Below are 10,576 nucleotides of genomic sequence, written 5' to 3'. Positions count from 1 at the left end.
GCAAAGCCCGCAAGGCCCTTACCTCCCCGGCTCCAGTGTAGAAGGGGCCCTACGCACCGTGTGGCTTTTCCACACCCTGTTGCACCGGGGCGAGGAGGTGGTCTTCCAAGAGGGCCGGTGGCAGTTTAGAAAGGCCCGGGGCGAACCCAAGGTGGTACCCCCAAAGTTTAAACTCAAATCCAAGGAAGAACTCCAACTCAATCAACACCTTGAGGCGGCGGTACTAGGCTACCTAAAACCCGGGAAGGGGGGGCGTCCGGAACCCAACCTTTACGCCGACCCCTTCCGCGCCGTACGCCTCACGGACCCCAACCCCGGGGGAGGTTTTCTAAACCGCATTGGCATCTCCCACCCCAAGGGCACGATGAGGGGAACCGTGCTCCTGGCGGAGACCTTCCGCATGGGAAGCAAGTTCCACTTCCTCTTTCGCTACCAGCCTGGGCTTGCCCAACACCAGGGCGTGGCCCAACCCATACCCCCAGCAAAGCTGGTCCAGGCCTTGCGGGCATACTACTCCCTCGTGGCCGAGTGGGAAAGGCGCATTGCTGAGGATCACCAGCTGGTCAAGGCCTTGGAGGTGTACCACCGCTTGGAGGAGCGCCTTAAGGACCGGGACGTCTTCCCAATCCGCCTGGGGTTTGGCTCGGGACGGCTGGCCATATGCCTAACGCTCCCATTGCCGGAGGAGCATCCCGAGGGCCCAGAACCCACAACCCGCAAGACGGCGGGAAGCCTCGAGCCCAGGGATGGCTACCCCTTAGGATGGGCCGTCGGGCGCCTGCTTTCCCTCTGACAACCGGGTAACCCCCCACCATCTTCCCCAAAGCCAACCGAGCCAAAAAGAAGAGGCCCTGCTGGGCCCCTGCCCCGTTTAGCGTCCGCAGGCTACCCTACGGCGAAGCCTGTCATGGAACCCTTTGCCAGGCGAAGGGTCTTTGGCCTGGCTTGAACACGTCGCAAGGGTGAAAAGCAGAAAACCCGGGGTCAAACCCCGGGCTTTTTCCCTTCCCATGGTGGTGGGCGGCGTAGGACTTGAACCTACGACCTCTCGCGTGTGAGGCGAGCGCTCTTCCGCTGAGCTAGCCGCCCCTAAGCCTTTTGCAGGGTAGCACGGGGCCAGGAGGCCTGTCAAGCAAGGCGCCTGACCCTCCTCTGACAAAGAGGGGGCTAGACTGAAGGCATGGCCACGGTCCTTCTGGTGGAGGACGAGCCCGCGGTGCGGCTAGGGGTGAGGCTGGCCCTGGAGAAAGCCGGGCACCGGGTGCTGGAGGCCACCACCGTGGGGGAGGCCTGGCGGCTTCTGGAGGAGGCGGAAGCCGTGGTCCTAGACTGGATGCTTCCCGACGAGCCCGGGACAAAGCTTTTGGATCGGATGCGCCAAGGCCCCTTCCCCGAACTGCCCGTTCTGATGCTCACCGCCCGGGCCGAGGTGCGGGACCGGGTGGAAGGGCTTTCCCGCGGAGCCGACGACTACCTGGTGAAGCCCTTCGCCACAGAAGAGCTTCTGGCCCGCCTCGAGGCCCTCTTACGGCGCGCGGGCAAGCGGAAGGTGCTCAAGCATGGGCCCTTGGTCCTGGACCTAGAGCGGAAAGAGGCCAGCCTCGAGGGCCAGCCCCTTCCCCTCACCCGGCGGGAGTTTGAACTTTTGGCCTTCCTGGCCCAGCGCCCAGGCCGGGTCTACTCCCGGGAGGAGCTCCTGGAAGCGGTATGGGGCCACGACTACCTGGGTACCCCCCGGACCGTGGACCAGCACGTGCTCCAGCTACGGGAAAAGCTGGGGGAGGACCCCAAGGCCCCCCGTTTCCTGGAGACCGTGCGGGGTATGGGGTACCGCTTCAAGACACCCACGAAGCCGACCGAGGGGGAAGGGTGAAGGAGCTTTTGACCGAGGCCTGGGAGGAAGCTTTGGAGGGGTTGGTTCTCCACCAGCAAAGGCAGGTCCTCTACCTGAACCCCAAGGCGGCGGAGCTTTTGCAGGTGAAACGGGAAAGGGTGGTGGGCCGCCCCCTCCTCTTGGCCCTCCGGGACCACCGCCTCGAGGCCTTGGCCCTCCACGGAGGGGAGCGCACCCTCCAGGTGCGGGGCCGCACCCTGAGGGCCAAGGCCCTGCCGGGCCGGCTCTACCTCCTGGACGAGACCGAGCTCCATGAGCGCCTTGTGGCCCTAGAGGAAGCCACCCAGGCCCTGGCCCACGAGCTCCGCACCCCTTTGGCGGGGATGGGGCCCCTCCTGGAGGTCCTTACCCCCAAAACCCGGGAGGAGAAGGAGGTGCTGGACCTCCTCAAGGCCGAGGTGGCCCGCCTTTCTCGGCTGGTGCGGGACCTCTCCCTAACCCAACCCGGCCCCAAGCGCACCTTTGTCCTGCAAGAGCTCTGGCCCCGCCTGCAGAAACTTTTCCGGGAAAGGCTTGAGGGAAGGCAACTGGAGGTTCACCTACCCCATACCGTCCACACGGATCCCGAGGCCCTCTTCCAAATCCTCCTGAACCTCTTGGACAACGCCCTCAAGTACGGCCGGGATCCCATCCGCCTCCTCTCCCGGGAGGCGGCAGGAGGTTTGCGGGTGGAAGTCCGGGACCAGGGGCCCGAGCTCCCCGATTACGAGGCCCTCTTCCTCCCCCGTCACCGGGGGTTCCAAGGGGGGGCGGGCCAAGGCTTAGGGCTTTACCTGGTGCGGCGGATCGCCCAGGGCCTAGGCGGGGAAGCTTACGCCCATAGGGAGGGGGAGGAAAACGTCTTTGGCGTGGCTCTTCCTCTACACTAGGGAAAGGAGGCAGCATGCGGGAAGTATTGGACAAGACGCTAAACGAGCTCCTGGAAGAAACCCTAAGGATGCTCTCCCTGGTGCGGGAGATGACCCAGGAGGCCACGGAGGCCCTGGTGGAGGGCAACCGGGCCAAGGCGGAGGAGGTCATTGTCAAGGACCGGGAAGTGGATGCCCTGGAGCTGAAGATTGAGAACCAGGCCATCACCCTCATCGCCCGCCACCAGCCGGTGGCCTCGGACCTGCGCCTCATCTTCACGGTGATCAAGGCCCTCACCGACCTGGAGCGGGCCGGGGACTACGCCATGCACGTGGCCGAAGATGCCCTCCTTCTGTCCCAGGATCCACCGCTTAAGCGGTACGTGATCCTCCAGGAAATGGCCAAACGCCTTCTGGAGATGATGGACACCCTGGGCAAGGCGGTGGCGGAAAAGGACCCCGCCCTCGCCCGCCAGGTCCTGGCCATGGACGACCAGGTGGACAGCCTCTACGAGGAGGTCACCCGGGAACTCATCACCTACATGCTGGAAGACCCCCGCACCCTCACCAAGGCCCTGACCCTCATGCGGGTGGCCCGCAGCTACGAGCGCCTAGGGGACCATCTGGAAAACGTGGCGGAAAGGGTCATCTACTGGCTTACGGGCGAGGTCTACAGGTCCCCCGAGGACGTCTACTGATAGGCCGCCAAGGGGTGGGGGCCTACTCGGCCTCCACCTCCTCCACCCCTTGGCGGCGGCCCGCCTTCCACTCCAACCCTGCCCAGATGAGGTCCAGGAGGTCCCCATCCAGGACGTTCTGGGGGTCAAAGCGCATGAGGCCCGTGCGGTGGTCCTTCACGTACTGCTTGTCCAGCACGTAGCTGCGGATCTGGCTTCCCCACTCAATGGGCCGCACCTCACCCCGGAGCTTGCGGAGCTCCTCCTGCTTTTTCTTCCACTCCAGCTCAAACAGGCGGGAGCGGAGCACCTTCATGGCCAGCTCCTTGTTCTTGATCTGGCTCCGGGTGGCCTGGCTGGTGACGGTGATCCCCGTGGGCAGGTGAACGATGCGCACCGCGCTATCGGTGGTGTTCACCCCCTGGCCCCCGTGCCCTTGGGAGCGGAACACGTCAATGCGCAGGTCCTCAGGCCGGATCACCACCTCCACGGTGTCGTCCACCTCGGGCATCACCTCCACCCCCGCGAAGGAGGTGTGGCGGCGCCCCGAGGCGTCAAAGGGGGAGGGGCGCACCAGGCGGTGGACTCCGGCCTCTGGGGAAAGGAGGCCATAGGCGTTCTCCCCCCGCACGATGAGCTGGGCGTAGTCAATGCCGGCCTCCGCCCCTGGGGTCAGGTCCACCAGCTCCACCTGGAAACCCTGGCGCTCGGCGAAGCGGGTATACATCCTTAAGAGCATCTCCGCCCAGTCGCAGGCCTCCGTGCCCCCTGCCCCGGGCTGGATGGTGAGGATGGCGTTCTTCTCCGCATGGGGGAAGGAGAGGAGGGTTTCGTGGTAAAGGTCCTCCAGCTTCCTGGCCGCCTCCTCCAGCTCGGGCCTCAAGGCCTCCCGCTCCTCCGCGGGGAACTCCTGCCAGAGCTCAAGAAGGCCCTCCAGATCGCTCTTTAGGGAACGGAAGGTGTCCACCGTGCGCCGTAAGCGCGCGGCCTCCTGGCTTATCCGCCGGGCTTCCTCCGGGTTCTGCCAGAGGGCCGGGTCCTCGAGGCGCCCTTCCAACTCCTTTAGACGGGCTTCCTTACCGGGGATGTCAAAGATACCCCCGGAGGTTTTCCAGGCGCAGGGCGAGAAGATCCAGGTCCATACCTTCCCCAGTATAGGGGACTCAGCAGGGAATCACAAGGACCCTTTACATTACCGCGCGCATATTTTATGCTAACCAAAAGGAGGTGAACCGTGGATCTTAAGCGGCTGGCGCAGGAACTCCGTACCCGCTTCCCCCAGGGCTTGGACGGGGAACGGGAGGGCCTGGTGCGCGCTCTGGAGGAAAAAGGCGCCTCCGCCAGCGAGGCCAAGAGGCTGGCCGAGGCCCTGGAGGCCCAAGGCTACGCCCACTACCTTCCCGGGGAAAAAGCCCGGTGGGTCTTCCTCTCCAAGCCCCTGGACCTCACCGCCCTCATGCGAACCCTGGACCAGGAGTACCGGGAGTTTGTGGGGGAAGGGGATGAGGAAGAGGAGGCCTTGGCCTTTCTCACCGCCAAGCTGGAAGGGGATCGGGCCGTGGCCCAGGAGGTTCTGGAGGCCCTACGCCTGGCGGGCTACGTGGAAAAAGGGTACAGCCCCGAGCTGGAGCGGGAGCGCCTCTTCTTCCGCTTCCCTGAAGCCTTGCGCCCCTTTTCCTAAGGCCTTCTCCTAGGACCCCCTAGTCCGCCGCCAGGGCCAAGGGCACCTCCGCCAGGTTCACCCTGGCCCCTAAGGCGCTTAGCCGTTCCTCCAGGTGCTCGTAGCCCCGCTCCAGGAAGTACACCCCCTCGATCTCGGAAACCCCTTCCGCCGCCAGGGCGGCCACCACCAGCCCGCCCCCGGCGCGGATATCCAAGGCCTTCACCTGGGCCCCGTGCAACCGCTTCCCGTTCACCAAGAGGGTGCGGTCCCGAAGGTAAAGCTCGGCCCCCATCCGGGCCAGCTCCCCCACGTGGGTGAAGCGATCCGGGTAGACCCGGTCCATGATGGTGCTCTGCCCGGGCACCGTGGCCAGGTAAGCGGTGACGACGGGCTGCAGGTCCGTGGGAAAGCCCGGGTACTCCCGGGCCTCCACGGCGAAGGGCTCGGGGTGGGAAGTGGCCTTTAGCCTTACCCAATCCCGGCCCACCTCCACCTTATGCCCGGCCTGTTGCAGCTTGTCCAAAAGGGCATCCAGGTGGTCGGGGCGGGCCTCAAAGAGGGTGATGGACCCCCGGGTGGCCGCCGCTGCCAGGAGGTAGGTGCCGGCCTCGATCCGGTCGGGGATGATGCGGTAGGTGCCTCCGCCCAGCCGCCGGGCACCCCGGATGTGCAGGATGGGGCTACCCAGGCCCTGGACCTCCACCCCCAGCATCTGCAAGAAATGCCCCAGGTCCTCCACCTCGGGTTCCACCGCCGCCTGGACCAAGGTGGCCTCGCCCCCCAAGGCCACGGCCAGCATGGCCTGCTCCGTACCTCCCACCGTGGGCAGGTCAAAGACCACCCGCCCCCTTAGGGGCCGGGTCCTACGGGCGTGGAAGGTGTTTTCCTCCTCCACCACCTCCGCCCCCAAGGCCCTTAGGGCCTTCACGTGCTGGTCCACGGGCCGGGCCCCGAAGGCACACCCTCCCGGCAGGGAGATCCGCCCCTCCCCCACCCGGGCGAGGAGGGCCCCCCAGACGATGAAGCTGGCCCGCATCTGGCCCACCAGCTCATAGGGGGCATGGGTGCTCTGGATCTCGGGGGTGTGCAGGTGCAGGGTGCGCCCTTCCCACTGGTAACGGGTGCCCAGGTGGGCTAAGAGCTCCAGCATCACCTCCACGTCCCTGAGCCTCGGCACCTCCAGAAGGGTGATGGGCTCGGGGGTGAGGAGGCTGGCTGCCAGGATGGGCAAAGCGGCATTTTTGGCTGGATAAATGCGCAACTCGCCGGAAAGGGGCTGGCCTCCCTCAATCCGCAAGATCCTGCTGCCCCGCCGCGAGTCCTTGAGCATCATACACACCTTACTCAAGGTGAGGATAAAAGGGCTGGTCCACATTGTCAAGGGCCTGCGCTCTTTGCTACACTCTTGCAAGGGAAGGTATGCCCAAGAAGGAAAAAAAGCGGCTGCAGGTGGTCATCTCCGAGGAGCAGGACGCCCTCCTCACCCGGGCGGCCTACGCCCTTTCCAGCCCGGAGAGGCTGGTTTCCAAGTCGGAGGTGGTGCGCCTGGCCATCGCCAAGATCGTGCAGGAACTCGAGGGCAACAAAGAGGAGCTGGCCGAGCTCCTCAAACAACTGGAGCCCGAGGAATAAAATGACGGGCATGGTCCTGGGCGGAAGGTACCGCCTCGAGGCCTCCTTGGGTTCCGGGGGGATGGCCGAGGTGTGGCGGGCGGTGGACGAGCGCTTGGGGCGCAAGGTGGCGGTGAAGCTCCTCCATCCCCGGGCCCTGCCCCCCGAGAGGGAGCGGTTCCTCCTGGAAGTGCGGGCCCTTTCCCGCCTCTTCCATCCGGGCATCGTCCAGGTGTTGGACCTAGGGGAGGTGGAGGGGCGCCCCTACTTCGTGATGGAACTGGTGGAAGGGGGCACCTTTGACCGCCTGGGCCCCTTTGAGGAGGGTCCGGAAGGGGAGCGCATCCTGGAAGCCGCCATCCAGGTGATGGAGGCCCTGGCCCACCTCCACGCCCAAGGCATCCTCCACCGGGACCTCACCCCCAAGAACATCCTCCTCACCAAGGAAGGCTACCCCAAGGTGATGGACTTCGGCCTGGCCTACCTCCTGCAGGAAAGCCGCCACCTCACCCGCACCGGCTACACCCTGGGCACCCCCACCTACATGGCCCCCGAGCAGGCCAAGGGCCTGCCCCTTACCCCCAGGGCCGATCTCTACAGCCTGGGGGCGGTCCTTTACCGCACCCTCACCGGCAAGCCCCCCTTTGAAGGGGAGAACGACCAGGCCATCTTGTTCCAGCACGTCTACGAGCCCCCCAAGCCCCCCCAGACCCTGAACCCCACCATCCCCCCGGGGGTGGCCGAGGCGGTGCTCTCCCTTCTGGCCAAGCACCCGGAGGAAAGGCCCTCCCACCCCAGCCTCTTCCAAAGCCCCTTGCAGGAGTTCCAGGCCCTCCGCCTTTCCACTCCGCGGGCCGGGTCCAGCCGCTCGGGCCACTACCCCCTGGCCCCCGACCCCCGCAGGCTTTCCCTCAAGGGCAAGGTGGACCTGGGCGGGGAGGCCGCCTGGCCCGGGGAGATGGTCCAGGCCCACGGCCGGGTCTACCTGGGGGCGGGGCGGGGCCTGGTGGAGGTGGACCTCCTTTCGGGAACGGTGCGCCGGGAACCCCTTCCCGAAGAGGTCACCGCTCCCCCCGTGGTCCGGGGTGGGGTGTACGTGGCCGCCTGGGACGGCCGGGTGCGCCGTTTCCGAGGCCAGGCCTTGGAGTGGAGCGCGGAAACCGGGGCGGAGATCACCGCCGCCCCCCTGGTCCTGGGGGAGCGGGTCTTCGTGGCCAGCCGGGATGGAAGCCTATACGCCTTTGCGGGGGACCGCCTCCTCTACCGCTTCCAGGCGGGGGGGCACCTTTCCGCCAGCCCCACCTTCCACCGGGGCCTCCTTTTCCTGGCCTCGGAGGACGGGTTCCTCTACGCCCTGGACCCGGACTCGGGAGCGCTACGCTACAAGGTGAAAACCGGTCCCGTGCACGCCCCCGTGGCCGCCTACCGAGGGGTGCTTTTCATCCCCACCTGGGAGGGGGAGGTTTACGCCTTTGACCCCTTGACCCGGGAAACCCTCTGGAACACCGCCGTGGAGGATGAGATCTGGGGCGGGCTGGCCCTGGACGAGGAACGGGTGTACGTGGCCGCCTGGGACGGGATCCTAAGGGCCCTGGACCAGGCCACGGGGGAGGAGGTGTGGAGCCTCGAGGTGGGAAAGGTAACCGCAGGCCTTTCCTATGCTGCCGGCCACGTCTATGTGGCCACGGAGGAGGGGCGTTTCTTGGCCGTGGACCAAAGGGGGCAGGTGGTCTTTGAGGCCACGGGCCTAGGGGCGGTCCAGGTACCTCCTTTGCCCTTGGCCCAGGAGGTGTTGGTGGCCAACCTGGCGGGGAAGCTCTTCCGCTTTGGCGTAGGATAGGGGCATGGAAGCGGTCAGCACCGATAAAGCCCCCCAAGCCATCGGCCCTTACTCCCAAGCGGTGCGGGCGGGTGGGCTGGTCTTCGTCTCCGGCCAGATCCCCCTAAGGCCCGACGGCACCTTGGTGGAGGGGGATATCCGCGCCCAGACGGAACAGGTGATGGAAAACCTCAAGGCCATCCTCGAGGCGGCGGGCTCCTCCCTCTCCCGGGTGGTACAGACCACCTGCTTCCTTTCGCACATGGAGGACTTTCCCCTCTTCAACGAGGTCTACGCCCGCTATTTCTCTCCCCCCTACCCCGCCCGGGCCACGGTGGCGGTGAAGGCCCTGCCCAAGGGGGTCCGGGTGGAGGTGGCCTGCCTTGCCCTGGCGGATTAAGGCACCGGGGCAAAAAAGCGTACAATAGCGTCATGACGGTCCAGGAAGGCCATGTGGAAGAGCTTCTCCATCGCTTCCACCAAGGGGATGTGCGGGCCTTGGCCCGGGCCCTCACCCTGGTGGAAGCGGGGCACCCTTGGGGCCAGGAGCTCCTTAAGCGCCTGCGGGGCCAGGCCCGGGCCAAGGTGGTGGGCGTCACGGGAAGCCCTGGGGCCGGCAAGAGCACCCTCACCGACCGCCTGATCCTGGAAGCCCGGAAGCGGGGGGAGCGGGTGGGGGTTTTGGCCGTGGACCCCTCCAGCCCCTTCACCGGGGGGGCCATCCTGGGGGACCGCATCCGCATGATGCGCCACCACCAGGACCCTGGGGTCTACATCCGCTCCCTGGCCTCGAGGGGAGCCCTGGGGGGCCTGGCGGGGGCCACCGTGGCCGCCTTGGCCCTCCTGGAGGCCTTCGGCTTTGACCGCATCTTCGTGGAAACCGTGGGGGTGGGCCAAAGCGAGGTGGACATCGCCCGGGTGGCGGATACCACCTTGCTGGTCCTCACCCCGGCGGCGGGGGATGCGGTGCAGGCCTTCAAGGCCGGGGTGATGGAGATCGCCGACCTCTTCGCCGTGAACAAGTTTGACCTACCCGGGGGGGAGAGGATCATCCAGGAGCTGAAAAGCGCCTTGGAGCTAGCCCCACCCCGCCCCGGGGGCTGGCGCCCCCCCATCTACCCCACGGTGGCGGCCACGGGGGAAGGGGTGGAAGCCCTTTTTGAGGGCTTGGAAGCCCATTATCAGCACCTCCTGGCCCACGGGCTCCTCGAGGCCCACCGTCTGGAGCGGGCCCGGTTTGAGGTGGAAAGCGTCATCCAGGAGTGGGGGCGGAAGAGGACCCAAGGCGCAGAGGACCTGGTAGCCAGGGTGGCCCGGGGGGAGCTTTCCCCGGAAGAGGCCGCCTGGGCCCTCCTGGACCCCAAGGCCCACCCCTAGGCCTCGGGCCCCGGGGAGGAATCCAGCCGGGAGGGGCGCCAACGGGCCAGGGCCTTGCGCAGCATCTCCCGCTCGTTGGGATAAGAAAGCCGTTCCAGAGCTTGGGAAACCGGTAGGAAGAAGGCCGCCTCCACCTCGGAAAGCTGAGGCTTGGGCTCGCCTCCCCGGTAGGCCATGAGAAAATAGTGCACCTCCTTGCTCACCGTAACCGGTTCTCCCCCGTTCCTCACGGTGAAGTAGTAGCGCACCTTACCCAAAGGGGAAAGCACCGCCGCCTCCACCCCGGTCTCCTCCCGCACCTCCCGCACCGCCGTTTCCGGGTAGCGCTCCCCGGGCTCCACCTGGCCCTTGGGCAGGGTCACCACCCGTCCCCCCTTCAGGGACACCACCAACACCTCCGGCCCCCTCCCCCGCAGGACCACGCCCCCGGCGGACACCACCCGTTTCCTGGCCACCCGGACCTGTCGCTTCCTTCGCACTCCTCCTCCCGGCAACAAAAAAGGGCGCCCGAAGGCGCCCCCAAAGGACCTAAAAAAGGGGAGAGCAGGGCCTTGGTTGCTCCTTAGAAAGGAGGTGATCCAGCCGCACCTTCCGGTACAGCTACCTTGTTACGACTTCGCCCCAGTCACGAGCCCTACCCTCGGCGCCTGCCCTAAGGCTCCCGGCGACTTCGGGTAGAACCCGCTC

The 10,576-nt window shown here is 66.5% G+C and carries 12 protein-coding genes, 1 tRNA gene and 1 rRNA gene; 9 read left to right on the top strand and 5 right to left on the bottom strand.

Annotated elements, in window-relative coordinates; all coding sequences use genetic code 11:
* Positions 1 to 793: type III-A CRISPR-associated RAMP protein Csm5 (locus tag Q0693_RS06470; RefSeq protein ID WP_298630105.1), on the top strand; the 793-nt coding region annotated here is incomplete at its 5' end.
* 221 nt (positions 794 to 1,014) lie between these two features.
* On the opposite strand, the gene Q0693_RS06465 is transcribed toward Q0693_RS06470, so the two are convergent.
* Positions 1,015 to 1,089 (bottom strand) — tRNA-Val (locus Q0693_RS06465).
* Positions 1,090 to 1,180: 91 nt separating this feature from the next.
* Between Q0693_RS06465 and Q0693_RS06460 the strand changes: the two genes are divergently transcribed.
* Genes Q0693_RS06460 through phoU form a run of 3 tightly spaced genes read left to right on the top strand, consistent with a single transcriptional unit; the run spans position 1,181 to position 3,440 of the window.
* On the top strand, positions 1,181 to 1,873 hold the full coding sequence (locus Q0693_RS06460) for a response regulator transcription factor (protein WP_298630103.1): 693 nt from the start codon (positions 1,181 to 1,183) through the stop codon (positions 1,871 to 1,873).
* Entirely contained in the window at positions 1,870 to 2,763 is an 894-nt protein-coding gene (locus Q0693_RS06455) for an ATP-binding protein (protein WP_243031499.1), read from the top strand. Before Q0693_RS06460 ends, Q0693_RS06455 begins: the two co-directional genes overlap by 4 nt.
* A gap of 14 nt (positions 2,764 to 2,777) precedes the next feature.
* On the top strand, positions 2,778 to 3,440 hold the full coding sequence (gene phoU, locus Q0693_RS06450; protein WP_243031500.1) for a phosphate signaling complex protein PhoU: 663 nt from the start codon (positions 2,778 to 2,780) through the stop codon (positions 3,438 to 3,440).
* Between the two features lie 22 nt (positions 3,441 to 3,462).
* On the opposite strand, the gene prfB is transcribed toward phoU, so the two are convergent.
* Positions 3,463 to 4,561, bottom strand: a protein-coding gene (gene prfB, locus Q0693_RS06445; protein WP_243031501.1) for a peptide chain release factor 2 whose coding sequence is annotated in 2 segments (ribosomal slippage) — positions 3,463 to 4,509 and positions 4,511 to 4,561 — 1,098 coding nt in all. Because the reading frame shifts where the segments join, the coding sequence is not laid out codon by codon here.
* 92 nt (positions 4,562 to 4,653) lie between these two features.
* Here prfB and Q0693_RS06440 point away from each other — a divergent pair.
* Positions 4,654 to 5,100 carry a hypothetical protein gene (locus tag Q0693_RS06440; RefSeq protein ID WP_298630100.1) on the top strand — a complete coding sequence of 149 codons (447 nt, stop codon included), beginning with the start codon at positions 4,654 to 4,656 and terminating at the stop codon, positions 5,098 to 5,100.
* Positions 5,101 to 5,119: 19 nt separating this feature from the next.
* On the opposite strand, the gene murA is transcribed toward Q0693_RS06440, so the two are convergent.
* Positions 5,120 to 6,415 (bottom strand): UDP-N-acetylglucosamine 1-carboxyvinyltransferase, encoded by a 1,296-nt coding sequence (murA, locus tag Q0693_RS06435; protein WP_298630098.1) that lies wholly within the window; start codon positions 6,413 to 6,415, stop codon positions 5,120 to 5,122.
* Positions 6,416 to 6,501: 86 nt separating this feature from the next.
* On the opposite strand from murA, the gene Q0693_RS06430 reads away from it, so the two are divergent.
* The 4 genes from Q0693_RS06430 to meaB are packed head-to-tail and all read left to right on the top strand — an operon-like array spanning position 6,502 to position 9,889.
* Positions 6,502 to 6,714, top strand: coding sequence for a hypothetical protein (locus Q0693_RS06430; protein ID WP_015716565.1), 213 nt, complete (start codon positions 6,502 to 6,504; stop codon positions 6,712 to 6,714).
* Position 6,715: 1 nt separating this feature from the next.
* A complete protein-coding gene (locus Q0693_RS06425) occupies positions 6,716 to 8,533 on the top strand; it encodes a serine/threonine-protein kinase (protein ID WP_298630086.1) in 1,818 nt (605 codons plus the stop codon).
* A 4-nt stretch (positions 8,534 to 8,537) separates the two neighbouring features.
* Positions 8,538 to 8,912 carry a RidA family protein gene (locus Q0693_RS06420; protein WP_243031506.1) on the top strand — a complete coding sequence of 125 codons (375 nt, stop codon included), beginning with the start codon at positions 8,538 to 8,540 and terminating at the stop codon, positions 8,910 to 8,912.
* A gap of 32 nt (positions 8,913 to 8,944) precedes the next feature.
* Positions 8,945 to 9,889 carry a methylmalonyl Co-A mutase-associated GTPase MeaB gene (gene meaB / locus Q0693_RS06415; protein WP_243031507.1) on the top strand — a complete coding sequence of 315 codons (945 nt, stop codon included), beginning with the start codon at positions 8,945 to 8,947 and terminating at the stop codon, positions 9,887 to 9,889.
* Here the strand turns inward: meaB and Q0693_RS06410 are convergent.
* Positions 9,886 to 10,368 (bottom strand): NUDIX hydrolase, encoded by a 483-nt coding sequence (locus Q0693_RS06410; protein WP_243031508.1) that lies wholly within the window; start codon positions 10,366 to 10,368, stop codon positions 9,886 to 9,888. The two genes, meaB and Q0693_RS06410, sit on opposite strands and share 4 nt — an antisense overlap.
* An 87-nt stretch (positions 10,369 to 10,455) precedes the next feature.
* Positions 10,456 to 10,576 (bottom strand): 16S ribosomal RNA (locus Q0693_RS06405); the annotation flags it as partial.

Source organism: uncultured Thermus sp. (assembly GCF_938010445.1).
Classification (GTDB): Bacteria; Deinococcota; Deinococci; order Deinococcales; family Thermaceae; genus Thermus; species Thermus altitudinis.
The sequence above is the reverse complement of the archived record's forward strand: the minus strand, read 5'-3'. Positions and strand labels throughout refer to the sequence as shown.